Consider the following 26,378-nt stretch of genomic DNA (forward strand, 5'->3'; position numbering starts at 1 on the left):
TGCTCTTTCTTTTTTCGTCGAAAGATCTGATCACCGCAAGGGCATTTAGTTCAATTTCTTATCCGCATCTCAGGTTATTTAATAATGCCCCTGTCATAAGTTGGTTACATTTCGCCGTATATAGTCTTTTGGGTTTGATAAATGGTGGTTTCATCCTGATTGTACGACTTTATCTGTATAGTCAGGAGAAGTTGCATCAGCAGAAAATACAGCTACGTGCAGTAGAGCAAGAAAATCAACGTGCGCAGCTGAGGTTATTGCAAACTCAAATAGATCCTCACTTTTTATTTAATAACCTAAACACCTTGTATAGCTTGATAAATCAAGATAGAAAAATGGCAAGTGACTATTTATTGCATTTATCTGGTTATTTGCGAAGAAGCTTTGAACAAGAATCTAGGCCATTAATACCTTTAACTAAGGAGTTATCAGAGCTAGAACATTACCTAGAAATACTTAAAATACGCTTTTCTGACAGCTTAGAAATAGTAATCAATGAAGAATACCAAGACTTAAGATCTCAAATTCCTCCGCTATCTTTGGCAGAGCTTATTGATAATGCAGTTAAACATAATAACTTTGATGCGAAATATCCTTTGTTTGTTATTATTACTGTTTTCTCAGATAAAGTTGAAGTAAAAAATAATCGTAATAAAAGTAACACTGACAACAGTAATGGTGTCGGCTTAGAAAATTTAAGTAAATGTATTAAGTTACTGACGAATAAGTCACTTGTTATCACTGAAAGTCCAGAGGAGTATAGCGTTAAGGTGCCACTAACGAATAGAAAAGCTGCTAAGGCGGTATAGTATGAATAATATTATTATTATTGAAGATGAACCACACGCAGCAGCACACTTAACTAAACGTGTTGAGCAACTGGGTTGTAACGTGATTGCCGTTTATTCTCAGTATAGTGAATTACTTCAGTGGCTCACTATTAAGTCTAAAATAACAGTTGATATTTTATTACTCGATATTCATGTTAGTGATGGCAATAGCTTTGACTTGTTTCAATCAGGAATAGCATTGCCGGAGATTGTTGTGACTACGGCTTATCCTGACTATGCTATAAAAGCTTTTGAAGCCAGTTGTTGTGACTACTTGTTAAAGCCATTTTCAGATGAACGATTACAACAGGCTATTCTAAAAGCTCAAAACAATATTCAAAATATTAACTATGATAAATTGCCAAGCAAATCTAGTACAGTCGTGAATAACCGACTCCCATACAAGAGAATATTGGCTAAACGTGGTGCAAATACCTTCCCTATTAAAACAGAGTTGATATCTTATTTTTACAAAGCACCATTATTACAGTTAGTCACGCATGACAATGAAACATATGTACATGACATTACATTAGATGAATTGATGCAACGATTAAACCCTAAGGAATTTTTCCGTATTAATCGGCAGTGGATTGTTAACATTGAAGCCGTTATTACCATCAAAAGCCTCCAACAAAAAAAACTTTCATTAACGTTGTCACCTAACACAGAGCAATCGGTGATAGTTAGTCAAGATAAAGTAAAAGCATTCAAACAATGGTTAGGTGCTGGGTAACTATTGTTAATTAATAAGGTAACAGGAATATAAAATTAGCAAACGCAGTCCAAAAAGATAATCTGAAAACGAACAAAGTTAGTCGCTCAAACCTCCTTTACACATTGATTTTATCAACAATAGTTTTACTATAAAGTACCACTTTTAATACATCGTGCATTGACACGCTTACATTATGTCTGAAATAGCAACAACTCCAGAGCCTCCATATTATGCGGTTATTTTTACTTCTACGCGCACCAAAGGTGATCACGGTTATAATGATATGGCTAATAAAATGGTTGAGTTGGCACGTGAACAGTCTGGTTTTTTAGGGGTTGAGTCGGCAAGAGAAAATGTTGGAATTACCGTCTCATACTGGCAAGATTTATCTTCAATTAAAGCATGGAAGGCTAATGTTGACCATATAGCCGCGCAGAAATTAGGTCGACAACTGTGGTATGGTAACTTCAAAGTGCGCATTTCAAAAGTGGAACGTGACTATGGATTATAAATCTTAGGAATATCAGATTATTTTTTTTATCAGTTGAATTAACTCGCCTTTAAAAGAGAGAAAATTATGTCAAGGTTAGCCTGTTTCGCTATTTTAGCGTCATTTACGACACTTAGTTTGCTACAACATAAGCCTGCTCATAGTGAACCGTTAGAGCAGAAAAAATTACACACTATTGTTGAAAGTATTTCAGCAAAAAATATTGAAAAAGATATTACTAAGCTTGTTGGCTTTGGTACACGTCATACCTTGTCAGATACCAAATCTGATACTCGTGGTATTGGCGCGGCTAGGCGTTGGATTAAAGCAGAGTTTGATCGTATTTCTAATGACTGCAATAACTGTTTAGAAGTCTATTTTCAATCAAAAATTATAGCCGATGAAAAGAGAATCCCTGATGCTACAGATGTTGTAAGCGTTATTGCGATATTAAAAGGAGTAACTGATCCTGACCGTTATGTGGTGATGTCTGGAGATATTGATTCTAGGGTGAGTGATGTGATGGATTTTACTTCTGATTCTCCAGGCGCTAATGATAATGCTTCAGGTGTTGCCGGTGTGTTAGAGGCGGCCAGAGTTCTTTCACAATATCAATTTCATGGCTCTATTGTTTTTGCTGCGTTAGCAGGCGAAGAACAAGGTCTGTTTGGCGGGAAAATCATGGCTGAGCAAGCTCAAGAAGATGGTTGGCGTATTAAAGGTGTGTTAAATAATGACATGATTGGTAATATTGCTGGCATTAATGGGGTTATCAATAATACTACCGCCCGAATTTTTGCTGAAGGCACACGCCAAAATGAAACAGAAGCTCAAGCAAAAAAACGACGATTTACCGGGGGAGAGGTAGACTCTCCAACTCGAAACCTAGCACGTTACATTGATAAAATGGCCGATACTTATATTCCAAACCTCGATACCATGATGGTATATCGATTAGATCGTTTTGGCCGTGGTGGCCATCATCGTCCTTTTAATGATTTAGGGTACCCAGCCGTACGTATCATGGAAACGAATGAAAACTATTATAGGCAACATCAAGACCTTCGTACTGAAGACGGTATTAAATACGGCGATACACTTGATGGCGTCAACTTTGATTATGCGGCTAAACTTACCGCGTTAAATGCAGTAAGTTTAGCGGGTATGGCTTGGGCGCCTAATCCGCCAGTAAATGTCACCATAGAAGGTGCGGTAGAACCGAGCACAAGGCTTTCTTGGGATGCTAAAAAAGCAAATGAAAAATCATTGGTAAAAGGTTATAAAATTTACTGGCGTTTAACAGACCAGTCTCAGTGGCAACATAGTCGTTATGTTGGTGATGTTACAAAGTACACCTTAGAGAATATTGTTATCGATAACTACTTTTTTGGTGTAGCGAGTGTTAGTCAAGATGGCTTTGAAAGCCCCGTCGTTTTCCCTGGTGATGCGGGGTCATTTGGTGAGTAATACCGTTACCATTTTCATTTTTTAAGGAAAGTTATGTATCAAGGAAAGTGCTTATGTGGCGCTGTGCAGGTGACAATTTCAGGGAGTATTAATGATATTATTCATTGTCATTGCTCCTTATGTCGAAAAAATAGCGGAACGGCTTTTGCCACAAATGGCTTTATTCAAGCCGATGAATTTTCAATCCTTAAAGGTCAAGCTCAGTTAAGTGCCTTTTCATTCAAGCCGGGCAGAACTCGCTATTTTTGTGCTCAATGCGGCTCTCCTGTTTATAGTGCAAATATTGACGATCCTACCCGCCTAAGAATTCGATTAGGCTTATTAGATTCTGATATTACTGAACGCCCAGTTTCTCATAACTTTATTACCTCCAAAGCAAACTGGGAAGATCTTGATGCGCAATTACCACGTTATCAGGCTTTTGAACCAACTCGCACTCAAAGGGTAAAATAACTCTTTATGTTTAGTAGAAGCTCGTTGATAACCCATGTCTTTATAGGTAGTTAAATGAATACAAAATCAAAAAAATCTGTTTCGTTAGTTCTTGGTAGCGGCGGAGCAAGAGGTTTAGCCCATATAGGTGTTATTCGGTGGCTTAATGAACATCATTTTAACATTCAATCGATTTCGGGCTGCTCAATTGGCGCGTTGGTCGGGGGGATTTATGCCGCGAACAAGCTTGATGAATTTGAACAATGGGTAAAAGCCATTGATAAGGTTGATATTGTTACGTTATTAGATATTTCATGGCGCTCGAGTGGTCTTGTAAAAGGTGAACGTATCATTAAATCATTAACCAAGTTAGTGGGAGATGTGATGATTGAGGAGCTACCAATAAAATACACAGCAGTAGCCGCAGATATCGCTAATGAAAAAGAAGTATGGATGAATTCAGGTAAACTTTTTGATGCTATTAGAGCGTCTATTTCTTTACCACTACTGTTTACACCGGTTGAATACAAAGGCGTGCATTTAATCGATGGTGGCGTGCTAAACCCGGTACCGATTGCGCCAACCTTTAGCGATCCTACTGAGTTTAAAATAGCGGTTAATCTTGGCGCAGATGTGGAGAACACGAAGTCTTTTATAAATCAAGCTAAAGTCTCGAAACCTAAAGGCTTTGAGCTAGAAGATAAAACGTCATTTACGAGTAAAATACAGCAGTTTATCGCTGATTTAACCAATAAGGTTGATGATGAAGATGAACTAAGCAGGGTAGGTGCATACGATATTGCTAACCAAGCATTTGATGCAATGCAAAATACTATTTCGAGACAAAAACTTGCTGCTTACCCTCCTGATTTTACTATTGATATTGCCCGTAACGCTTGCGGTATATTAGAGTTTGATAAAGCTGAAGAAATGATTGAATTAGGCTATGTAAAAGCTGAACAGACTTTAAAAGCTTTTTTATAATAAGGTCATTTAAAATATGCTTTATTACTTTTCATATTAAAGGAACGTTAGCATGGGTATTTTAGAGGCAATTTTAACCGTATTAGGTATATCACCGATATCAGGGCTTGGCGATTCAATGTCTCGCTCGAAAACACTGACCTTGATGATGATTATTGGCGTTATTTTGTTTAGTGGTTTTGCTCTCTTTTTGTTTTATATGATGGGTAAGTAATTATGCAGTTTACAAAAATATTGATGCTTAGTATTACACTGCTTTTGCTAACCAACTGTACTAGTGGCAAAAAGCTTTCGAATAGGTGTGGAGAACAAGCTTATGGTGAACAGAACAAGGACATTAAAGATGCTACAAGTGATATTTACGATAGGTGCCAAGCGCGCCATAACAAAGCTCAACAATTAGAAGACGAGAAAGCTCAAAAAGAAACTGTTATTGAGTCAGTCGTTGAGCTTTTAGAAGGCATTTTTTAGTTTTTAATATTTTATAATCGTTGGGTATTGTAGTTAATTAAATAGTTGATTTTATGGTACGGATATTACTGTGAAGTCTTCATAATAACCTGTTAGGCTTAAGGTGTCTTCATGAAAACAGACGTGGTTTATTACTACAAAAAAGATAGAAAACAACAATCAAAGATATTTATCAATATGGGTGTTGCTTGTATAGCCTATATCGCTGGGCTTTACGGGTATGAAGATTTTTTTAATAAAACGGTCGCTGAAGATTTTAAATTTTATTACATTCTAATTTTTACGATTTCCAGTGTCATATTATTCTATATCGCTTGGTGGCATAGGGTGCACCCAGGAACTTATGAAGCACTCATCACGAAAGATAGGTTTATTGTGCGGTACCCAGAATCAGAAATGTGGTCTTTTGAAGTTAAGGTTTCTGATATAGAGCGATTCGAACATAGAAATACGCTTTCACATGCCGGTAAAGGAATTGCAAAAAGCGGGGTATTACTTAAAGACGGAAGTTTTCATGAGGTATGTATGAATTATGGAGGGAATATTAATAAGATGTATTCAGCTGTAAAGACGATAAAGAATGAAGTCACTGGGTTTAGTTAGCTAAATTGCTATGTGAGTAATTGAGGTTATATCAATTATGTTATTAACCTTTTTTCGCTATTTATGTGTTTTTTGAAAAGACTAATGTATTAGTTTCGCGTGGGACTAACTTGGTTGGTTATAAGATATACAATTAGATTCATTCATTACATAGTTTTATAAACTGATTAAGCAAAGTTTTGATTAGTACAATATCAAAAACATCTGTTGCTTGAATAAGCTGGTTGGCAAATGCAGTTAGTGATTCTGAGTTGCTACTTTCAGCTAGCAAATGTAGTTGACTAGCAAATGATGAAATGTCAGTGAGGTTATTACTTTGCTTAAGTGTTTTACATTGCAAAAAGTAGTCTCTTTTCAATACGGTTTTCAATTCGTTAGCTACATAAAAACTATTATCTGTTACTGATTTTTCAATTTGTTTTTCTGTATGTGTTAAATATTTTTTTAACTCTGCAATGAGTTCTTGTTTAAGAACGGGTTTGCGCAGGTAGCCTGAGAAGTTCTCTCTGCGTTGTCGTTCATAATCATCTCTCATTACTGAAGCCGTTAAAGCAACAATAGGAATATTGGGTTGAGTTTTTCTAATTATGTGCGCCGCTTCGTAACCATCCATTTCAGGCATGCGAATGTCCATAATGATGAGATCAAATTTGTTCTCGCTCGCATACTGAACCGCTTCTTTGCCGTTACAGGCTTCTTGATAGTTTAAATTTAGGTTTTTAAATATTTCTATTAATAATTTGCGATTATTCTGAATGTCATCAACGATGAGTACTTTATGGTTTTCAAAGGTAATATCTTTTATTTCTTTGGCATCATGTGCAAACTCTCTTGATATTTCAACGGTGGATATATCAATTGAACGGAGATATAGCGAAAAGCATGAGCCTTTATTTGGCGTACTGCTTACTGATATTTCACCGTTCATTAACTCAGTTAAGCGTTTGCTAATTGTTAAACCTAGACCTGTTCCGCCGTATTTTCTTACACTTTGTCCTTCTTGTTGTTGAAAGCTTTCAAAGATATGAGCTATTTCGTCTTTATCAATGCCAATGCCTGTGTCTTCAACATCAATTCTTAAGTCGACCTTGCTATGTATAGCATTTTCGTTTTCGGCAACCGCTCTAAGGGTGATTGTACCAGCATCTGTAAATTTAACGGCATTACCGACAAGGTTGAATAAAATTTGCCTGATACGCGTAGAGTCCAGTAATAAAGCATGGGGGATTTTTTCATCAACCTCTAGCATAAAGTCGAGACCTTTGCTTCGAACATTCATAGTAAAAACATTACTAATGTCTTCAAAAATATGGTGAGGGTTACATACTTCTTTATCTATTGAGAGTTTTCCTGCTTCAATTTTAGATAAGTCAAGAATGTCATTAATAAGCAACAGTAAAGAGCCACCAGCAGACTTAATTGTTTTTACAAAAGATTTCAGTTTGTTATCTTGAATTTGTTCATATAACAATTCAGTAAAGCCAATTATAGCGTTCATTGGTGTTCTAATTTCATGACTCATATTGGCTAAAAATTCTGATTTAGCTTTATTGGCTGACTCTGCTATATTTTTGGCGAGTTTGAGATCTCGCTCCATTGAAATACGTTCATTGAGGTTAACAACAATATGTAGAAAAGCATTTTTGCTTTGATACCTTATTTGTATGATTGAGAGTAGTCCTTCAATAATTTTACGATCTTGTGTTGTTATTTGTACTTGTTTGTCTGAAACGTGTTGCAACGCTCCTTGATAAAAATCTTTAGCTGATAATGAATGTATATCTTCTTGAGTGATAGCCAGTTGCTTTATTGCCTCTGTATTTGCCATAAGTAATTTATTAGTCTGAAGATCAACCACATACACAATGACAGGTATATTATTTATTACAACAGATAGATTCCGTTCACTTTGTTTTAGCGATAATTCAGTTTTTGTTCTTAAGATAACTTCTTGTTTAAGTCTTCGGTTCCAAAAGACAATGAAGAAAATGATTAGACTAGCAATCAAAATGGTAATGAAAATTAGTTTATAATCGGTTTTAACGAGTAAATCTTTATCGCCCCATTGGTCGAGTATTTTTTGTTTTTCAACAGTACTTATGCTCGCTATTACTTTGTTTATTATGGGAATAAGCATCTGAAGTTCGGGCTGAACGACAAAGCTTATTGTTAAATAATATTGTGTCTTTCCTACTACCCGCAAACTATTGTAGCCTTGCTGAGCTATTACATAGTTTGCTTGAGCTAATGAAGATATAAATACATCGGTTTTCCCTAATAAGAGATCTTCTAGTCCTTGTTCTGGGCTCGTTACTAATTGAAAGTTTTTGTTTGGGTACTGGCTTATTAAACTGTTTGTACTTGAGTAATCTCGGATTAATGTTATGCGCTGATCTAGTACTTGGTTAATATCTTCTATGTATTTCGCTTCATTCTTCATGATAAAAACAAATGGATTTTTGATGTAGCTATCGGTAAATTGCAAGCCTTTAAAAGGTTTGTATGCGCTAGAGGCAGAGCCAATATTTGCTTTGCCACTTAATAACGTTTTGCTACTTTCTTGCCAACTAGTTGTTGGAATTAATTCGAAGCTAATATTTAATGCTTTTGAGATTATGTCTAAATAACTTGGAATAATGCCATGATGCTGCTTGCTTTCAGATATCGACTCAAAAGGCATCCAGAGAGGATCAGCAACGAAAGTAAAGTGGTTATTGTTGAGTAACCATTCTTTTTCTTCTCTTGTTAAATCTATACGAGGTTTATGTATGGCTGATTTATTAATCAGCCATTTGTTTAGTAATACCTTTAATTTAGGGCTTTCTTCAATATGAATTAGTGCCTTGTTGATAATATCAATGAGTGGTTGATAGTCAGTCCTAGCAGCAATATGAAGCGATTTAATAGGAGTATTTGGCAAGGTTTTAAAAGGAACAATATTTGTTACCGCTTTTTCATTTAAGTGATAATTAATAACGGCATGAGAGTCATAAAGCGCATCTGCTTTCCCTTCAATAATATAGTCAATTGCTTGCTCTGGAGAGTCTATATAAATTATCTTTATGTTTGGTAGCCGTTCTTTAATAGAAGGCTCCATTGCGCTATTGCGTATTATCGCAAGCTTAAATCCATTTAAATCATCAAGAGAATTAATTTTAATAGTGTTACGAATAAAAAAGTAATTTAATAAGTTCAAATAAGGTCTGGAGAATATTAAATTATTACTTCGTTCTTTTGTTTTGAATACTGAAGGTAATAAATCTCTTTTTTTATTTATAACTTGTACTAACGAGGTATCCCAAATATCGGTAGAGAATTCAAATTTTATACCGGTCAACTGTGATATCAGTTGTAGTAGATCAAGACCAAACCCATCATACTTACCATCTTTATTCCTAAACTCAAAGGGAGCCCAGGCGTGATCTCCTGCTACTTTGATAACAGGGTGTTCCTTAATCCATTTTTTTTCTTCGTAGGTCAATAAAGGGGCTATTTTATTGTTTTTTTGTTTGAACCATTTGTTATAAATATTACGGCGCTGAATAGGAGTAATCGCATCTAAGCCTTTTTGGATAATACTCGCTAATTCAGGGTGTGCTTTATTGGAGACAATATGTATAGGGTTTTTACCTAAATGACGAGTAGACTTGAACGGTATGATTGTATTGATACCTTCAAAATCCAATGTATAGGTGAGTGCTCCGTATGTATCAAACAAAATATCAGCTTTATTTTCTAGAACAGCATCTATTGCAGCACCAAATGTATCGACATCAATAATGCTAATTTTAGGAAAGTGCTTTTTTATAACTTCTCTGTGCGCGTAGCCTATTGGTATAGCCAAACGCTTGCCATTGAGATCATCAAAAGTGTTCACATTTAAGTCATCTCTGATAAAGAAGTAATCTAAAGCCTCGAAATAAGGTTGAGAAAAATTAAATAGGGCTTCCCTGCTCTTTGTTTTATAAACAGCCCCTAATAGGTGAATTTCATTATTTTGTATCTTATGAAGATTGTTTTTCCAAACATCTGATATAACGCGATATTTTAAACCTGTATTTTGAGAGATAAGTTGTAAATAATCACTCGCTATACCGTGATAATTTCCTTGCTGGTCGGTAAATGAAAATGGCTTCCAGTCGAGACTACCACCGACAATAATATCTTTATTATTGCTTAACCATAGCTTTTCTTGATTTGATAAAGAAACATGTTTATTAGCTTGTGCGTGTGTTTGTGGCGAAATAAAAACACAGGTAATAACAAGAATGATAAATAGGTATAAGCGTAAAAGCATTTTAAACTATTCTTTCATTATTTGTTCAAATTCAGGGAGGTTATCGATAAGTAATTTAACTAATGAGGGGTCGAAATGTGAGCCGCTATTTGATTGTATATAGGCAACCGCATCATCGACAGACCAAGCATTTTTATATTGACGTTTATGAGTTAGGGCATCAAAAACATCTGCAATAGCAACAATACGTCCAAATATATGAATCTCTTCTCCTTTTAACCCTCTAGGGTAACCTGAACCATCCCACTTTTCATGATGCTGATGAGCGATAATAGAGGCTGTGGTGGTTAATCTTCTCTTTGAATTTTTTAGTAAATCTGCACCTTTTTCTGCATGAGTTTTCATTATGATCATTTCATCATCAGTTAGCTTGCCTGGCTTATGCAGAATTTCTTTAGGGATGGCTATTTTTCCAATGTCGTGCATGGGAGACGCTAAAAAAATACTATTAACTTCCTCTTCACTTAAATAAGACGTTTTTTGAGCTAATAATTTACAGGTTTCAGCGACACGCCTAATATGTTGCCCTGTTTCATCTGAAGTTGATTCCATGACTTCCATTAAAATGTAGATCATTTCACATTGATTTTCTTCAATTTCATTTGCCAATCTTATGGCTTGCAGTTTGGATTTATTCTCAACTTCTGCAGCATACTTTTTCAGTTCTTTTTTTGATTCAGATAATTCAATATGGGTGTTGACTCGAGCTAATAGCTCATTTGCATGAAAAGGCTTAGTAATATAATCAACGCCTCCTACTTCAAACCCTTTAGCAATAGAATCGGTATCGGTTTTGGCCGTTAAAAAAATGATAGGTATTTCTTGTGCTTGCTCAATTTTTTTTATTTGCTTACAAACATCGAAACCGTTAATTTTTGGCATCATAATGTCAAGTAATACTAAATCGAATGATTGAGAGGATATTAAGTCTAATGCTTCTTCCCCGTCAGAAGCAAAAGAAAAAGTATAACTATCTTCCTTGAGAATGTTTAATGCAACTTGGATATTTTCTGAGACATCATCCACGATGAGAATATGTATGTCACTTCCACTTTTCACAAATTAACCTCTAAATTAAATAAGTTAGAAGACAAATATTAGTCTTAATACTAGTTCGATTTACTTTGTTTAACAATATAATTAATAGATTACACTGATGACTCTTATTTTTAGAAATAGATATAAACGTTAACTATAGATTAGCAAAACATAACTTCCATCCTACACCGAAAAATAGAAAAAATACAAATGCTTTAACTGATTGTATAAGCACTATATTGAAATGAATCATTAATGGTCATCAAGATAGGCCTGAGCTAAGCTGAGTATTAGCAAATAAGTCGTGGTAAATAATAAAAGAAGGGATTGTTGATATAAAAAAACGCCTGATGCATTGCATCAGGCGTTTCAAACTTAAACCTTACAACCTATTCTAGGATAGATATTATAGTAAAGGTATTATTCAGCTTTATGTAACACTTCTAGCACTTCAATTCTTGCCACTTTAACTAAGCCTGAAGATTTTAATTGCTTACGTGCTTCAATTAAATCTTGCTCGCCTGTTACACGCAATACAGCAATCTGAGTGCCTACGTAAGCAGAAACAATATCAAGACCAGTAGCTGAACTAACATCATTAGCTGTAACACCTGATTTTAATAATACAGAGATGTTGCCTGATAAAGGTGAAATTTCATTAGTTAATGTATTTCTAACTAAAGTGCCTTTACCTACTCTATCAACAGGAGTATTAGCTTTTACAATTGCCATGCTGCCATTTGATGAGATAACGTTGTTTGCATCTGCGATAGTCGCTGGGATGTAAGCTAAGTCTCTTTTTACCACGTAAGAGCCAAAATCAGCTTTTTCATGGTTAAATTTAGTTACTTGCTTAGCTTTTGGTAGACTTAAGTCTTTATCCATTCCAGCATGAGCAGCAACAGAACTTGCTAAGAAAATACTCGCAGTTAACACTGTTAATTTATTCAATTTCATCATTCTTCTCCTACTTCTCATGACCGTAAGCACGTACCGCAATACCTTCTAAGATACTTTCAGTAACGTTGTTAGCATAACCAGCAAAGCCCATTGCACCACCATCAGCTGTTGCGAAACTTTCTGCGCTAGTATCGATAATACGAATAGTCCATTCGCCCATCGCTGATTCACCGTAGAAAGCATTTGAAAGGAATACACCATCTTTCAAAATATAACCAGGCTGTTCACCGTTTTCAAACGAGTAAGAAGGGTATGTAATTGCTTGTTTAGAAGATAGAATCATACTCTTCGTGCCTGATGGAGAAGTCACTTCAATTGCTAAATCCATACCGGCTGTTGTTTGATTACCGTTTGCATCACCGTAACCCATTTCAGCACTAAAGATATCAAACTTGAATTGCATTGCTTCAACGGCAATATCTTCTGTGATTTCAATTTTGTATGATAAACCTTCGGCATTGTTATCAGGGATAGCGCTAGTCATCATGCCTTCACCAACTGCAGAGCCTGCGCCCATCCAGTCAGTTATTACTTGCTCACCTAAGTCTTTATCATAAGCCTTAGCCATTGCAACAGCGTCGCCCGCATTAACGCGGCCAAAACCGTATAAGTTGTTGAAATGGAAGCCAGCAGCATTTTCTACCCAACCTTGATGAGCAACAAACTCTGTTTCACCAATCATGAAGCTTACTGCTTCGTTTTCTGGATCATTCATTGTACTTGTTGCGGCTAAAATATGACGAACATCACGCCATGTTAACGCAGGGTTTGCAGATAGAATTAAAGAAACAACACCTGATGCGTTTGGTGCAGCAGAAGATGTACCATTAAATGTAGAGGTATAGTTACAGCTAGCGTTATCTTCATGCCCAGGATAGTTAAACGGGAATTGAGATGCGGCAAAATCGGCACCGTAGAAGTTTGACCAAGCAGCAATTGTTCCGCCATTAAAGCCAGAGTATCCGCTTAAACACGTCATTTGGTCAGTAGTAACCATCGCTGGGGCGTAACGGCCATATTCACCTGATGGCGCTGAAACAAATACGTTTGCACCAGCAGCTGAGTAACTTGTATGTTTACCGTCAGTATTTACTGCAGCAACACTTAAGTAATATGGGTGTACTTGGCTTGGCTCGAAAGAAGCGTTATAACACGTTAAACCTAGGTCGTTTGCGCCATTATCTTCACATAACGACCCTTCATTACCATCATCACCAAATGAGTTACCACTTGATTTCATTGTTAAAGCACCTTTACCACCACGTAGCATAAGGTTAGGGTAAGATTCAATGGCTTCATCTAATTCAGAGTAACTAAAGTGTGTTGGCCAGCCTAAACCGTAACTACGGTTAAATACACCAACATTATCATTCATGCCAATACCACTACCTGGGAAACCATGAATAAGGTATTCAGTTTGTGGTACTTTACCTGAACCTAAGTAGTTCATACCGATTAAGTTGGTATCAGGTGAAACACCTTGGCCACCTAAACCATTCCAACCTTTTGCGGCGATTAAACCAGCAACACTCGTACCGTGATCGCCTGAAATAGAGGTAGAAGTTGGGTCTGTTTTATCTAATGCCCCTTCATTTAAGTTCAATGAGCGGTTAGGGATAACGTTTGGCTCTAGATCTTCGTGGCGAATTTCTAAACCAGTATCAACTACAACGGCAGTAACACCTGCACCGGTAACACCTTGCTTATAAGCGCCAACAACATTCATGTCTTCGCCAGCAATAAGTTTGGCTTCGTCTTCTTCAAACCAACCTTCAACTTTTGCTCTGGCTTCTTCTTCTGTTTCACCAAATGAAACATAAAGGGTTATTAAGCCTTCTTTCATTTCATCACTTAACGCGTAAGCTTTTTGACCTGTGTTACGTAAGTGCCATTGTTGATTAACTAATGGGTCACCCATTGCCGCATCAACCATAATTTTAGCTGTTGCTGTTTTACCGTTAGCCGTTGCTTTATATTCAATTTCAGCACTTTCACCTGTTAGTGAAATGAAGCTGTAGCTCATGTCACTGTTAAGTTCTAATACACCATTTGAAAAAGTATAAACACCATCTTCTGCTGTTACTTCTTCACCATTCTCAAAGAATGATAAAGTAATAGCATCGTTGTCTGCATCTCTTGTGTTAATGGTTCCTGTAACTGGCATCCATTGCTTTAAACCTGTAACAGTAACATTGCTAGCCGTAGGGGCACTATCAACCTTAGGTTCTGGCTTAGGGTCACTGTCTACACAACCCGCTAGTGTTAGCAAGATAGCGGTAGATAATACTGATAATTTCAGATTATTCTTTTTCATAAGTATCCTTAGTTTTTATTTTGAACAAAAAATATAACTGAAAATATTGTATGAAACAAGTAAGGATTAACACCGTGTTAACAAACTACACCTTTCTTCGTAATATTTATTTTACATATACCTGCGTTATGTATAATTATTTAGACTTACAATAGTCAAATTTTTGTATGAAAGCCATTGTATATAAAGAACATAATGACTTTTTATCGATGAGTTAGTGAGTAGTTGGCTACTTTTTATTTTTTATGGTCTGTTTAAGTACCAAAGATAAATTGTTAAGTTCGATTGGTTTTGCTATATGAGAGAAAAACCCAAGTGATAAGTATCGCTCAATGTCTTCTTTCATTGTATTAGCGGTTACCGCAATAATAGGGATATTCGGGTTGATGTTTTTGATGTTTTTAAAAGCTTCTATGCCATCCATGACAGGCATTTGAATATCCATAAAAACGAGATCAAATGTTTCCTGTGAAAAGAAATCCACAGCTTGTTTACCATTGTCAGCTACAAGAATTCGAGCATTAGTGAGTTTAAGCATGTTTACAAAGATAGTTTGGTTTATTTTATTATCTTCAGCGACCAAAATTGAGTAATGAGACAAGTCGGGTAAATTTTTATCGGACTCTTGAGTCTTAGTGATCTTTTCTGAAGAGCTTCGTTTTAAAGGGAGTAAGACTGAAATGGTTGTGCCTGTGCCTTCTTGGCTTTCTACTGAAATGGTCCCTTTCATTATTTCAATGAGACTATACGTTATTGTCATCCCTAGTCCTGAACCGCCAAATTTTCTTGTTGTAGAGTTATCTGCCTGTTCGAAACGATGAAATAATCTTTCGACTGCTTCTGGCGACATGCCTATTCCGTTATCGCTAACCTTAAAGTTTAAGTCTCTATTTTCAGCGCAGTCTAATGTGATGGAGACTTTACCATTAGGGCTGAATTTTATAGCATTAGAAACAAGGTTGAGTAATATTTGTCTTATTCTATAGGGGTCGCCTTGCCAGAACCGGTAATAGTTAGCAGTAAACTCTACTGAGAATATCACATCTTTATCGGCAGCTGAAAATGATATAGAGTCGTTAACTGATTCGACAACGGCGTTGAGATCGAAGTCGATTGTCTCAATAGTCAATTTCCCTGATTCAACTTTTGATAAGTCTAAAATATCGTTTAGTAAAGCCAGTAGTGCTTTTGAAGAATAGTGTGCTTTATCAAGTAAGTCTGCTGATTCTTTATCTGGGTTAGCCTTTTGTAAAAGTTGAATGGTTCCTAAAATACCATTCATTGGTGTTCTTATTTCATGACTCATATTGGCAAGAAACTCAGATTTGGCTTTATTTGCACTTTTGGCCTCAATCAGCGCATCAGAAAGTTCTTTGGTTTGCTTGTTAACTCGACTAGTTAATTCGTTATTCAATATTTCTAGTTTATGGTTTGCGTTACTTGCAGACAGTATTGATTTGTTTAGTGACGAAAGGGTTTGTGCTAACTGAATTGAAAAATGATTGATTGTAGGAACAAGTAGGTTCGTTTCTTTTAATATTGACGCAGGTATCGTTAACTTTAATAAATGAAACTGACCACTGTCACTAGCACGTTGCAGCGTTGTCGTTAAATCTGATAAGGGCCTAGCGATATGATTTGCTAGCTTGTTAGCAATTAATAAGAAAATAACTATTGAGACTATCAATAATAAGACAGATTTTTGAGCTGTTTTTGCTATTTGAACTTCGAATACGTCTCTGGGAATCAAAGAGATTACAGTCCAATTTAATTCATTAACCTTTTGTGACTGGACAATATGGTGTTGGTTTTTCTTGTCTACCACGAAGTAATCTTTCTTGTTAGCTAAATGAGATAATAACTCGCTTTTTGTTAAGTCTTGTAAAAAGGTATAGTCGAGACTTTTAGAGCTATAAACTACGCTGTTGGTTTGGTCAAGAATGATTAATGCTTGTTTTGGATGTATAACTTTTTTATCTAATTCAATAAGACTATTAAGGTTAAGGGATGCTTCTATGATGCCAGTAAATGCTTGGTTAACTATTATAGGAACTGAAATAGCCACAATAGGGTCATTGCCAAATCCTCTCCCTTCAAATACGTTAGAAATATAACTTTTTAATGTTAGTTTGGCTTTTGAAAAGTACTCTCTATCTGTGACATACAGCCCGTTATTATCTGAGGAAATATTTTTCCGTAAATCAGCAGGGTAGGTGGTATTAACTTTGCCTTGGTCATTTGTGATGAGCATAGTTAAAATTTGAGGGTGTAACTCTGCTGTTTGTGTAAGAATTTTTTCTTGAAAGGTGAGTGACTCTGTATTTTTAACGTGATTTTCTTGCAGTTTTAGAGAATCTAATGTGCGCATTATTAATGAATGCACGTTATAAGCCACGTGTGTCGCATGAACTTCTAATGACTTATTGAATTGCGCTAATTTATTATGTTGATTTTCTTTTAACCAAAAAAAAGCATTAGTCAAAACAGATAAAGTTACTGCTGTAAAGACAAATAAACTAATAAGGTGAGGTAAATTTAATTGGTGTGTTCTCTGTTTGTTTATTAAATGAGATATAAATATGGCTAAAACATAACCAAGAGAAATGTTAATAACGCCATTAATCATATATTTCAAAATAATGGCGTTTTTTGTCACATCGCTGAAGTCGCTTGATTGATAATGCTCGAAAGCAACGATAGCAACCCCTAAAGTAAACCAATAAACAAGCCCTAATATAAGAGGAGAACGCTTAAGTTTTATCGCCAAATGAATCGAAATAATTTCTAATGTAAATGGAACAATAAGTAGAAAGTGCTGCCAGTTAATGTAAGTAGCAAATGAAGCGATTATACAAATAAAAAGACCCGCTTCTATTCCTAATAAAAATACTGCTGCAACAGCGATAACGTTACCGAAGACTAGTTCAGCACCACTAAATAGGCTTACTGGATTTAAGTTAATGAGGAAAGAAATGAAACAAAGAAGGCACGTAATAATAAGTTTTTTAGAAGGAGCTAACGTCACACTGTTTCACCTAATTAAAATGTATTCTTTTTTATAAATTATCTATGGCTCTTGTTTGAAGCTATAAGGATTAAGTACTCATTAGTTACCTTTCAGATTAGTCTAAATATTATTCTGGTGCAATAAATGGTTGAAAGCAAATTACTTTGAAGCGTGTTGATCGTTAGTGTCTTTTACCGTTTACTTAGCATTTTAAACGAAACTTACATAACAAGAAGCACTATATTAGCTATAGGTATATGCTATAGGGAAGTTGTTGAACTTTGTATAAAAATTATATTGGGAGATTAAATCACTTTAATTAAGGTGAAAACCTTCAGATTTAGTCACTTAAATAGCTAATTTTAAACTGTAATAAGGTGGTTTTAGCCACAGCCCTACGAACAATGGCTACCTCAACACTAGTGGTATTAGTATACACTTATTTGGAATAACCAAGCTTTCCAAACTTCGTTGATTTTGTCTTATTTTTGAAAAAAATAAGCTAGGCTTTTACCCCTAACTCCCTTAAGCGCTCTAACAAGTAGCTTGCTTGAGTATGTTTTTCAGATAAAACAACTTCACTGCGCGGGTGTAAAAATAAAGGCAACGAAATACGAGACTTATCACTTCCTTTACCGGTTGGGTTAATAACTCTATGGCTAGTCGATGGAAAATAACCACCAGATGCTTCTTGTAACATATCGCCAATATTAATTATTAAGTTACCGAAATCAGAAGGCACATCCATCCATTCACCATTTTGCTGTTGTACTTGTAAACCAGGTTCATTAGCCGCTGGCAAAATAGTGAGTAAATTTATATCTTCATGAGCTGCTGCTCTTATTGCTCCTGGCTCTTCATCTCCCGTTAATGGGGGGTAATGCAATACACGCAATAAGGTGTTTGGGGTATCTTTTATCATATTTGATAAGGCTTCAGAGTATTTTTTCGATACCTCGCTTGGGCTATGTGCTTCTACCCAGTCAAGTAATTCAGCTGCAAGATCAGAAGTTGATTGATAATAGGCTAGAATTTCATCTTTTAGCTGAGTAGGAATTCGACCCCAAGGGTAAATATGGTAGTACTCTTTAATATCTTTTTTACTGTGGCCTTTTGCTGTTTCAGAGACCTCAGGAGAGAAGTAGCCATCTTGCTTGTGCGGATCAAAAGCAAAATTATGTTTATCATTGGATTGAAAAAACGCATGCCAGTTTTTGTAGATTGACTCAACTAAACTCTGTTGAATAGGGTGATTTACGAGCACGCCAAAACCTGTGGTTCTGAGGCTCTCGACAAATTTCTGTGGTGCATCTTTGTCGGTATAATCTACAACTTGTACTTGCATAGTATTCTCATTATTAAATTCTTGACCAATTGGTAAGGTTTATTTTACTCGTTCTGGTGAATAGTTCAACTGTGTTGAGTTGGTTTTGCACGCGTAAACACCCATAATACTCAAGTAAAGAGTAAGCTAAACTCCAATGCATTCTTGGTTTGGTTGTACTTCAAAAGAGAGATCTGTTTAGGTGTTAATAGTTAACGAGTTACTTGAGCAACTCTTGAACTATTCTTTTTAGTAAAAAGGTTTCTCTTTCAATCGACATACCTTTTTTTTCACTATGCGCTATTGTGTGTTCGTTATGGGCAATTGCTTCATGGATATTTATCCAAGTGGGGTGCATGCCATTAGCTATTTCATGGCTTTCTAACTCAGGCGTAAGTAGTTCATCATCAATAGTGCAGGTGTAACAATATGACACCATATGAACAATATCATAGTTATTTTTATACCACGGGCGATACTCTTCGTACTTACCAAACTCTTTTACTTGGCTAATATTGTGAGCGCCAGTTTCTTCTTTTAGCTCTCTTATTAACCCACAAATGTTGGTTTCATGTTCATCAATACCACCACCGGGTAAACTATAGTCGTGGTAACGTTTGGTGTAGAGAAGGAGAATATCTTCACCTTTTAAAACAATAGCTCTGCTTGCTTTTCGGGTGAATTGAGCAGCTGATAAATCGCTAATATCAGCATGGGTGGTCGATTTTAATAAACGCATATTTATTCTTTAACTGGTAGTGAAATAACCGCGATATTACCTTTTGCTCCAGCGGCAATAAAAGTATTGTTATCACTGGCTATAGTGTAAAAGCCGTTATTTAAACTTTTTGAGAGCGGCGATTTTATAGGTTTTATACTATTTTGGCTATTGCTAGGCACACTTAACGCTTGCCAACTGTTACCATGATCATAAGAGACATCTGTACTGAGTTTGCCTGTACTGATACAAATGGCTTGTTGACAAGCCATTGCTGTTCTTAATCCTCGTTGGTCATTGTTAACAGATTGCCAACTATTATTTTTTATAGACGCCATATTACTGTAATTAGCAGAACGCGCTAAATAATCACCACCAAGAGCAAACACTTCATTATTACTGTTTAACGCAAGAGCATAAACGCCTGACGTTTGGCTCGCTTTATGGATAGGAACAGACCTTCGCTGCCAAGTTTCTCCGTAATCATTACTATGATATACCCATGCGGAAAAGCCACCGGTTGCAAACCAGGCTTTACCTTGCTTACCAATGATTAAGGTATTGCCACTTGCGGCAAAAGCCACTTCTTTTTCTTGCAGTGCTGGGATATTACTGTGCTTTATTCTCTGCCATGTTTTGCCACCATCAGTGGTTTTTTTTATCACAAAATAGCCATCTATAGGGTCACCCATTAATAGCCCTTGTTTTTCATCCCAAAAGGCAATGGAATCAAAAAAGCCTTGCTTGTGAGGTGTTTGATACATTGGCTGCCAACTGTTACCACCATCACTAGTTTTATAAAGTACTGATAACTCGCCTGAGCCAGCTCCCATAATTATCGCCGTTTGGCTATCAAACAATGCAATATCTCTAAAGTCAGTTATTATGGAGGATTTAACCGATTTATCTTGCCAGCTAATGCCACCATCTTGACTAACAAAAACGGTATTGTTCGCACCTGTTACCCATAAAGAGTGTTCTTTGATGGCACTGCCTCGTAACGATACTTTGGCGGGTAGTTGCTTAAACTGCCATTGTAATGGGGTTTGTAAAGCGTGACTAAGTTGAGAAAAAGTAATGAATGAAAGCAGAGCTAAAAGAATAAAGGATTTTTTATTTGGTAAAAGCATTGGATAGTTATCGTTATTATTTTTTTGGGTTGTATCGGTCAATCATAGCTTTATTTAATGGGATATAAAATATACACCATTAATTATTATAGTCACTCAAACAATACATCAAGCGTTACGCTAAGCTACCCTTTAAATAATTAACTAAGGCATTTATTTTGGGTGAGCGTTGCCTGTTAAAAGGGTGAACAGCCCAAACATCTTCATCAGGCTCTTGAAATTGACTCAACAGAGTCACTAATTTCCCCGTGCTTATAAATGATTCAACATAATAATCGGGCAACTGCACTATGCCTATGCCTTTAAGTGCTGCATCTAACAAAGCTTGACCATTATTACAACGTAAAGAGCCTGAAACGCGCATGTTGATTTCTTTTGAAGCTTCATTGAAACGCCAAAAATCACGTGTGCCTAATAAACAGTTATGATGGGTTAATTCAGACAAAGTATGTGGCGTACCAAAAACTTGTAAGTAACTGGGGGCTGCGCAAAGGTAAATTTTTCGCTGAGTAAGTTTTGTAGCCATTAAACTTGAATCTTTTAACTTACCTAAACGAATGGCTAAATCGTAACCTTCATTAACTAAGTTTATTTGTTGATTAGTTAAATTAACATCCAGTGATATTTCTTTATGGTTGATTAAAAAATCATTGAGTTTAGGTAGAATAATTTTCTCACCATAGGTTGCGGGAGCCGTTAGTTTTATTTTACCTTGAGGTTTACTTTGTAAATTAACTATTGCGCGTTCAGCTTCTTGCAAACTATTTAATACTTGTTTGCAGTGCTGAAAATATATTTCGCCTTCAAACGTTAAAGACACTTTTCTAGTGGTGCGATAAAAAAGCTTAATGTTAAGTCTTTGCTCTAACTCGGTTACTTGTCGGCTCACTTGAGCAGTAGAAATAGCAAGCTTTTTAGCGGCCTTAGTAAAACTATTGTTTTCTGCTACGGCAACAAACTCACTAATGCCTTGCCATTCCATATTGTTACTCGTGTGTAAAAGTAAATTAATAAAGTTTATATTATCATCTGTGATGAAATAAATATAATGGCAGTAGTTAAAGCTAAGTTGTTTAGTTCGTTTGAGCTAAGCTTATGGCAAATAATTTATTCTTGAACCAAATCATTAAAAGAAATTAAAAGAAACTATTAAAAGAAACAATGGAGATAACAATGTCAGATCAGTTTATTAAATCAAAAGCGGCTATTGCTTGGGGACCTAATCAACCACTATCAGTTGAAGAAGTTGATGTTATGTTACCAAGAAAAGGTGAAGTACTGGTAAAAATTGTTGCTTCAGGAGTTTGTCATACCGATGCATTTACTTTATCTGGTGAAGATCCAGAAGGGGTATTTCCAAGCATATTAGGTCATGAGGGTGGCGGTATTGTTGAACAAGTTGGTGAAGGCGTTACCAGCGTAAAAGTAGGTGATCATGTTATTCCACTTTATACACCAGAATGTGGTGAATGTAAGTTCTGTTTGTCTGGCAAAACAAATCTTTGTCAACAAATCAGAGAAACACAGGGCAAAGGTTTAATGCCTGATGGCACAACACGTTTTTATAAAGATGGACAACCAATTTATCATTATATGGGCTGCTCAACGTTTTCAGAATATACCGTTTTACCTGAAATTTCTTTGGCAAAAGTTAACCCGTCTGCACCACTTGAAGAAGTTTGCCTATTAGGTTGTGGTGTTACCACTGGTATGGGGGCGGTTATGAATACGGCTAAAGTTGAAGCTGGTGATACTGTGGCTATTTTTGGCTTAGGTGGTATTGGTTTATCAGCTGTTATTGGCGCAACAATGGCTAAGGCGTCTCGCATTATTGTGATTGATATTAATGAGTCAAAGTTTGAATTAGCCAAAAAATTAGGAGCAACAGATTGTATTAACCCTAAAGACTATGAAAAGCCTATTCAAGAAGTGATTGTTGAGTTAACTGATGGTGGCGTAGATTATTCATTTGAATGTATTGGTAATGTAGACGTGATGCGCTCCGCGTTAGAGTGTTGTCATAAAGGTTGGGGTGAGTCTGTTATTATCGGCGTTGCTGGTGCAGGACAAGAAATTTCAACGAGACCATTTCAATTAGTTACTGGCAGAGTATGGCGCGGCACTGCATTTGGTGGGGTTAAAGGTCGTTCAGAATTACCTGATATTGTTGAACGTTACCTTGATGGTGAATTTCAATTAAATGACTTTATTACTCATACCATGGGGTTAGAAGCGATAAATGAGTCGTTTGATTTAATGCATCAAGGCAAGAGTATTCGTAGTGTTATTCACTTTAATAAATAATTCACTTTGATACATAATCCATGTAGGTAAGTAATTATCTCAAAGAAAACCCAATTATAATCAACGGTAGTGAGGTTTATACATGATTGAGAATATAAGCAGTAATAAAGTGTGCTCAGGTTGGCATAAACAATATAACCATCAATCGAGTGTATTAAATTGTTCGATGCGTTTTGCTATTTATTTACCCCCACAAGCTAGTGAAAGTCATAAAGTACCTGTGCTTTATTGGCTTTCAGGGTTAACCTGTAGTGATGAAAATTTTATGCAAAAGGCTGGAGCATTTAAAGCTGCCGCCGAATTAGGTATAGCGATTGTAGCGCCAGATACTAGCCCTCGCGGAGAGGAGGTAGCAAATGATGACGCTTATGATCTAGGGCAGGGGGCGGGTTTTTATGTCAATGCAACCCAAGAGCCATGGCAGCAAAATTATCAGATGTATGATTATATTACTGCTGAGTTACCCGCATTAATTGAAGCTAACTTTCCGGTGACCACAGAGAAAAGTATCGCAGGCCACTCTATGGGAGGACACGGTGCTTTGGTGATTGGTTTGAGAAACCCTGAGCAATATAAATCAATCTCAGCATTTAGCCCAATATGTAACCCAACAAACTGTCCATGGGGAGTGAAAGCTTTTACTGCTTATTTAGGCGATGATAAATCGTTATGGCAGCAATATGATGCTACACAGTTAATAGCAGAACACACTTTACAGCTACCTTTAATGATAGAGCAAGGTTTAGCTGATCAATTTTTAGCGGAACAACTGAATATTGAACAATTTGCTGAAGCCGCTAAAAAAGCCAATTACCCAATAGCGTTAAATAAGCAGGAAGGTTATGACCACAGTTATTTCTTTATCGCTAGCTTTATAGAGAAACATATTTTGTTTCACAGTAATGCTTTATTAAGTAACCTTAGCTCGGGATAATAAATAGCTCCCTAGCAGCTATTTTTCCTTACTTCTGCGTTAAATTCATAAACAATAAAATAACTATTCTTAATGAATTTGCCTTGAATGAAAAAACTATCAAGCTAGTGAGTTACTAAAACCACAAGTTTAACAATATCAAACGATTAACTTATCTCTTAACCCGAGCTGAGGTTAAGTAAATAACTTTAGCTTGGAGTGAATATAAAATAACAGCAGCGCACTAGGGGGGGATTAGATTTTTTTGCTCCTAGACGCTGATTTTTTATTCTTCTGGCTCTTCTTGAAAGATATCTTCAATAGATAAGCTAAATAACCTTGCCGCCTTAAATGCTAAGGGCAAACTGGGATCAAACTTACCTTTTTCAATAGCATTAATTGTTTGCCTTGAAACACCTAATGCTTCGGCGAGTTGAGCTTGAGTCCAATCTCTTTCAGCTCTCAAAACTTTTAAACGGTTTTTCATTGGTACTTCCTTTGACCTTTGATATTAGCGATAAGGTAGGTAATTGCCATAACAATAACCACATGTGAAATCTCAGGCTCAGAATTGATAAGCTTAATATCTTCAAAAAGCTCATAACTTAAACCAAAGACCAAGCCTACTCCTAAGGTAAGCCCCATAGCTTCTAACATTATTTTTCGCTGCATCTCATCAAGGTCAATAAGATATTGTCTATTCGCAAGTAGCATACCTACACCAGCTGCAATGTTAAGTAATACACCGATGATGGTTAACGTAGTATTAAAGTCCCAGATGAATCTCGGTGCAAAAGCTGCAATAGCCATTGATACCACCCAAGTTGAAGTCCAGAATAAAAGTTTTTTGGTATTCTTTTTATTTACGGAAGTATAGTTTTTAGCCTTATTCATTGGTAAAGCTCCTTTGATTTTATGTAAAGTCACCTTTACTTTATGTAAGGGGGAGTTCTATGTCAAGTGTGTTTTACAAAAAGTACGCTTTAACTTTCTTTTTGTTACTAGGTGAAGCGTGTTTAGATAGACTGTTATTTGGGTTCATTTTTAATAATAAAGTGTAATAGCGGCTAATATCTTTACTATACTGTTCATTGTTGTTGAATTTAAAGGATATGGTTAATGAAGATACTTGTTGTTGATGATATGGCTTCTATGCGTCAGGTAATGTTGCATATGTTAAAGACTTTAGGCCTTCATGATAATGATGAGGCTAAAAATGGTCTTCAAGCGTTAAAAATGCTTAGGCAAGGTGATTATGATTTATTAGTGACTGACTTACATATGCCAAATTTAAACGGCAGGCAGCTACTGGAAAAGGTTAGAGCGGATAAGAAGTTACAAGATTTACCAGTGCTTATGGTAACGAGTGAAGACGATAGAAATGTGGTCTTGTCACTGATTGCTGAGAAGGTGACAGGGTTTATTGTGAAACCATTTAAAATAGAAACATTACAAAAACAATTAAACAAAATGAATCATTAAAAGTTACAACACAGCTAAATCAGTCTTCAAGTGTCGTTTCGTTTATTATCTTCCAGTCTTTAACTAGGGTATTAAAAAAACCCGCTTGCTGGTACGATTTTGTAATCTCTCCTCGCTCACGTAAAATGGCTAGCCCTTTTTGCAATGCAATAAATGTTTCTTTTCCTCTTGGGTGTTTTTTAGAAATAGCAAAGTGTCTGCTATCATTTAACGCAACCTTTACACCCTCAATGGCCTTGATAGAATAATCTTTGCCTTGATAGCTAAAAGGGAGTGTATTAGAAAATGGCGCTAACATGACATCAACCCAACCTTTACTGACAATTTTTGCCATTGATAACCATTCTTCCTCGTGCATTAATGATTTTGGTGATATTTGCTTCAATGTTGCCCAATCGACAGGCCAATTTTTGTTGGAAACAACGGTTAATCGTTGTAAATCACTTAATTGCTTTACTGTGATACTAGAATGATGAGCTGTTGATGTATAAATACCTGCCATATATTCCCCTTTGTTAATAACAGGGGCTGAGATATATAGTTCATCAGAATATTGGCTAATATGCGAATGCCACATAGAATCAAAACTAATCAACAATAAACCCGTTTGTAGTAGTTTTATGTTTCTAGCGTCGTAGTTACCTGTGGTAAAGGTGAATTCTAGGTCAGAACCGCCTAATGTTAACGCTTTTTGTATTAGAATAAATTCAACCACATCTCGTTGAGTGTTTTGTCCTGAGTAATCAGAGACTTCGATAGGATCTCGTCCATTCAGAATTTCTTGAGCATATTTATAGATATCTGTTTCAACAGAAATGTTAATTGTTTCTTTCTGAGCAAGCGCATTTAGCGACAAGAGAGCAAGTGATAAACAAAGAAGATGAATCATGATAACT

The 26,378-nt window shown here is 36.1% G+C and carries 24 protein-coding genes; 12 read left to right on the forward strand and 12 right to left on the reverse strand.

The annotated features are described in order from the left end of the window. The 9 genes from D1094_RS12350 to D1094_RS12385 form a co-directional block, all read left to right on the forward strand. Window positions 1–809, forward strand: an 809-nt coding sequence (locus D1094_RS12350; protein WP_220452556.1) for a sensor histidine kinase, incomplete at its 5' end; no start/stop codon positions are given. Window position 810: 1 nt separating this feature from the next. Beyond that, window positions 811–1,566, forward strand: a complete 756-nt coding sequence (locus D1094_RS12355; RefSeq protein ID WP_118960429.1) for a LytTR family DNA-binding domain-containing protein — start codon at window positions 811–813, stop codon at window positions 1,564–1,566. Between the two features lie 175 nt (window positions 1,567–1,741). Beyond that, window positions 1,742–2,059, forward strand: coding sequence for an antibiotic biosynthesis monooxygenase (locus D1094_RS12360; RefSeq protein ID WP_118960430.1), 318 nt, complete (start codon window positions 1,742–1,744; stop codon window positions 2,057–2,059). Between the two features lie 66 nt (window positions 2,060–2,125). Next, window positions 2,126–3,505: a M28 family metallopeptidase gene (locus D1094_RS12365; protein WP_118960431.1), complete on the forward strand. Its 1,380-nt coding sequence runs from the start codon at window positions 2,126–2,128 to the stop codon at window positions 3,503–3,505. Window positions 3,506–3,538: 33 nt separating this feature from the next. Then, window positions 3,539–3,958 carry a GFA family protein gene (locus D1094_RS12370; protein WP_118960432.1) on the forward strand — a complete coding sequence of 140 codons (420 nt, stop codon included), beginning with the start codon at window positions 3,539–3,541 and terminating at the stop codon, window positions 3,956–3,958. Window positions 3,959–4,012: 54 nt separating this feature from the next. Then, complete coding sequence (locus tag D1094_RS12375) at window positions 4,013–4,921, forward strand: patatin-like phospholipase family protein (RefSeq protein ID WP_118960433.1); 909 nt, start codon at window positions 4,013–4,015, stop codon at window positions 4,919–4,921. A gap of 52 nt (window positions 4,922–4,973) precedes the next feature. After that, window positions 4,974–5,135, forward strand: a complete 162-nt coding sequence (locus tag D1094_RS18655) for a hypothetical protein (protein WP_182440179.1) — start codon at window positions 4,974–4,976, stop codon at window positions 5,133–5,135. A 2-nt stretch (window positions 5,136–5,137) separates the two neighbouring features. Beyond that, the gene (locus D1094_RS12380; RefSeq protein WP_118960434.1) at window positions 5,138–5,392 is read left to right on the forward strand and encodes a hypothetical protein; all 255 of its coding nucleotides are present in this window, start codon (window positions 5,138–5,140) and stop codon (window positions 5,390–5,392) included. A 111-nt stretch (window positions 5,393–5,503) separates the two neighbouring features. After that, window positions 5,504–5,995: a hypothetical protein gene (locus tag D1094_RS12385; protein WP_118960435.1), complete on the forward strand. Its 492-nt coding sequence runs from the start codon at window positions 5,504–5,506 to the stop codon at window positions 5,993–5,995. 139 nt (window positions 5,996–6,134) lie between these two features. Here the strand turns inward: D1094_RS12385 and D1094_RS12390 are convergent, their stop codons facing one another. The 9 genes from D1094_RS12390 to D1094_RS12430 all read right to left on the reverse strand — a co-directional run bounded on the left by D1094_RS12390 (window position 6,135) and on the right by D1094_RS12430 (window position 21,765). Beyond that, on the reverse strand, window positions 6,135–10,292 hold the full coding sequence (locus D1094_RS12390) for a transporter substrate-binding domain-containing protein (RefSeq protein WP_118960436.1): 4,158 nt from the start codon (window positions 10,290–10,292) through the stop codon (window positions 6,135–6,137). A gap of 6 nt (window positions 10,293–10,298) precedes the next feature. Beyond that, window positions 10,299–11,351 carry an HD domain-containing phosphohydrolase gene (locus tag D1094_RS12395; RefSeq protein ID WP_182440180.1) on the reverse strand — a complete coding sequence of 351 codons (1,053 nt, stop codon included), beginning with the start codon at window positions 11,349–11,351 and terminating at the stop codon, window positions 10,299–10,301. A gap of 399 nt (window positions 11,352–11,750) precedes the next feature. Continuing rightward, complete coding sequence (locus D1094_RS12400) at window positions 11,751–12,287, reverse strand: hypothetical protein (RefSeq protein WP_118960437.1); 537 nt, start codon at window positions 12,285–12,287, stop codon at window positions 11,751–11,753. A 10-nt stretch (window positions 12,288–12,297) separates the two neighbouring features. Next, a complete protein-coding gene (locus D1094_RS12405) occupies window positions 12,298–14,604 on the reverse strand; it encodes a S8 family serine peptidase (protein ID WP_118960438.1) in 2,307 nt (768 codons plus the stop codon). Between the two features lie 229 nt (window positions 14,605–14,833). After that, a complete protein-coding gene (locus D1094_RS12410; RefSeq protein ID WP_118960439.1) occupies window positions 14,834–17,629 on the reverse strand; it encodes an ATP-binding protein in 2,796 nt (931 codons plus the stop codon). Window positions 17,630–18,113: 484 nt separating this feature from the next. Continuing rightward, window positions 18,114–18,956 carry an isopenicillin N synthase family oxygenase gene (locus D1094_RS12415; RefSeq protein ID WP_118960440.1) on the reverse strand — a complete coding sequence of 281 codons (843 nt, stop codon included), beginning with the start codon at window positions 18,954–18,956 and terminating at the stop codon, window positions 18,114–18,116. A 199-nt stretch (window positions 18,957–19,155) separates the two neighbouring features. Beyond that, window positions 19,156–19,674: an NUDIX hydrolase gene (locus D1094_RS12420; RefSeq protein ID WP_118960441.1), complete on the reverse strand. Its 519-nt coding sequence runs from the start codon at window positions 19,672–19,674 to the stop codon at window positions 19,156–19,158. A gap of 2 nt (window positions 19,675–19,676) precedes the next feature. After that, a complete protein-coding gene (locus D1094_RS12425; RefSeq protein ID WP_118960442.1) occupies window positions 19,677–20,825 on the reverse strand; it encodes a YCF48-related protein in 1,149 nt (382 codons plus the stop codon). 73 nt (window positions 20,826–20,898) lie between these two features. Beyond that, window positions 20,899–21,765 (reverse strand): LysR substrate-binding domain-containing protein, encoded by an 867-nt coding sequence (locus D1094_RS12430; protein WP_118960443.1) that lies wholly within the window; start codon window positions 21,763–21,765, stop codon window positions 20,899–20,901. Between the two features lie 191 nt (window positions 21,766–21,956). On the opposite strand from D1094_RS12430, the gene D1094_RS12435 reads away from it, so the two are divergent. Together D1094_RS12435 and fghA are read left to right on the forward strand one after the other, a co-directional pair. After that, entirely contained in the window at window positions 21,957–23,087 is a 1,131-nt protein-coding gene (locus D1094_RS12435; protein ID WP_118960444.1) for an S-(hydroxymethyl)glutathione dehydrogenase/class III alcohol dehydrogenase, read from the forward strand. Between the two features lie 82 nt (window positions 23,088–23,169). Beyond that, window positions 23,170–24,021 carry an S-formylglutathione hydrolase gene (fghA, locus tag D1094_RS12440; RefSeq protein WP_118960445.1) on the forward strand — a complete coding sequence of 284 codons (852 nt, stop codon included), beginning with the start codon at window positions 23,170–23,172 and terminating at the stop codon, window positions 24,019–24,021. Window positions 24,022–24,286: 265 nt separating this feature from the next. Here fghA and D1094_RS12445 read toward each other — a convergent pair whose 3' ends face one another. Then, a complete protein-coding gene (locus D1094_RS12445) occupies window positions 24,287–24,487 on the reverse strand; it encodes a helix-turn-helix transcriptional regulator (RefSeq protein ID WP_118960446.1) in 201 nt (66 codons plus the stop codon). Further along, complete coding sequence (locus tag D1094_RS12450; protein WP_118960447.1) at window positions 24,484–24,894, reverse strand: hypothetical protein; 411 nt, start codon at window positions 24,892–24,894, stop codon at window positions 24,484–24,486. Before D1094_RS12450 ends, D1094_RS12445 begins: the two co-directional genes overlap by 4 nt. A 225-nt stretch (window positions 24,895–25,119) precedes the next feature. On the opposite strand from D1094_RS12450, the gene D1094_RS12455 reads away from it, so the two are divergent. Next, on the forward strand, window positions 25,120–25,482 hold the full coding sequence (locus tag D1094_RS12455) for a response regulator (protein WP_118960448.1): 363 nt from the start codon (window positions 25,120–25,122) through the stop codon (window positions 25,480–25,482). A gap of 19 nt (window positions 25,483–25,501) precedes the next feature. Here the strand turns inward: D1094_RS12455 and D1094_RS12460 are convergent, their stop codons facing one another. Next, window positions 25,502–26,371, reverse strand: a complete 870-nt coding sequence (locus D1094_RS12460) for a hypothetical protein (RefSeq protein WP_118960449.1) — start codon at window positions 26,369–26,371, stop codon at window positions 25,502–25,504. Window positions 26,372–26,378 lie beyond the last annotated feature (7 nt).

The sequence above is a fragment of the Colwellia sp. RSH04 genome, from assembly GCF_003545765.1.
Lineage (GTDB): Bacteria > Pseudomonadota > Gammaproteobacteria > Enterobacterales > Alteromonadaceae > Colwellia.

Bases quoted from the DNA above. Each gene is read 5' to 3' on its own strand.
- D1094_RS12355 (WP_118960429.1), top strand. From the start codon at position 811: ATGAATAATATTATTATTATTGAAGATGAACCACACGCAGCAGCACAC.
- D1094_RS12360 (WP_118960430.1), top strand. From the start codon at position 1,742: ATGTCTGAAATAGCAACAACTCCAGAGCCTCCATATTATGCGGTTATT.
- D1094_RS12365 (WP_118960431.1), top strand. From the start codon at position 2,126: ATGTCAAGGTTAGCCTGTTTCGCTATTTTAGCGTCATTTACGACACTT.
- D1094_RS12370 (WP_118960432.1), top strand. From the start codon at position 3,539: ATGTATCAAGGAAAGTGCTTATGTGGCGCTGTGCAGGTGACAATTTCA.
- D1094_RS12375 (WP_118960433.1), top strand. From the start codon at position 4,013: ATGAATACAAAATCAAAAAAATCTGTTTCGTTAGTTCTTGGTAGCGGC.
- D1094_RS18655 (WP_182440179.1), top strand. From the start codon at position 4,974: ATGGGTATTTTAGAGGCAATTTTAACCGTATTAGGTATATCACCGATA.
- D1094_RS12380 (WP_118960434.1), top strand. From the start codon at position 5,138: ATGCAGTTTACAAAAATATTGATGCTTAGTATTACACTGCTTTTGCTA.
- D1094_RS12385 (WP_118960435.1), top strand. From the start codon at position 5,504: ATGAAAACAGACGTGGTTTATTACTACAAAAAAGATAGAAAACAACAA.
- D1094_RS12390 (WP_118960436.1), bottom strand. From the start codon at position 10,292: ATGCTTTTACGCTTATACCTATTTATCATTCTTGTTATTACCTGTGTT.
- D1094_RS12400 (WP_118960437.1), bottom strand. From the start codon at position 12,287: ATGAAATTGAATAAATTAACAGTGTTAACTGCGAGTATTTTCTTAGCA.
- D1094_RS12405 (WP_118960438.1), bottom strand. From the start codon at position 14,604: ATGAAAAAGAATAATCTGAAATTATCAGTATTATCTACCGCTATCTTG.
- D1094_RS12415 (WP_118960440.1), bottom strand. From the start codon at position 18,956: ATGCAAGTACAAGTTGTAGATTATACCGACAAAGATGCACCACAGAAA.
- D1094_RS12420 (WP_118960441.1), bottom strand. From the start codon at position 19,674: ATGCGTTTATTAAAATCGACCACCCATGCTGATATTAGCGATTTATCA.
- D1094_RS12430 (WP_118960443.1), bottom strand. From the start codon at position 21,765: ATGGAATGGCAAGGCATTAGTGAGTTTGTTGCCGTAGCAGAAAACAAT.
- D1094_RS12435 (WP_118960444.1), top strand. From the start codon at position 21,957: ATGTCAGATCAGTTTATTAAATCAAAAGCGGCTATTGCTTGGGGACCT.
- fghA (WP_118960445.1), top strand. From the start codon at position 23,170: ATGATTGAGAATATAAGCAGTAATAAAGTGTGCTCAGGTTGGCATAAA.
- D1094_RS12445 (WP_118960446.1), bottom strand. From the start codon at position 24,487: ATGAAAAACCGTTTAAAAGTTTTGAGAGCTGAAAGAGATTGGACTCAA.
- D1094_RS12450 (WP_118960447.1), bottom strand. From the start codon at position 24,894: ATGAATAAGGCTAAAAACTATACTTCCGTAAATAAAAAGAATACCAAA.
- D1094_RS12455 (WP_118960448.1), top strand. From the start codon at position 25,120: ATGAAGATACTTGTTGTTGATGATATGGCTTCTATGCGTCAGGTAATG.
- D1094_RS12460 (WP_118960449.1), bottom strand. From the start codon at position 26,371: ATGATTCATCTTCTTTGTTTATCACTTGCTCTCTTGTCGCTAAATGCG.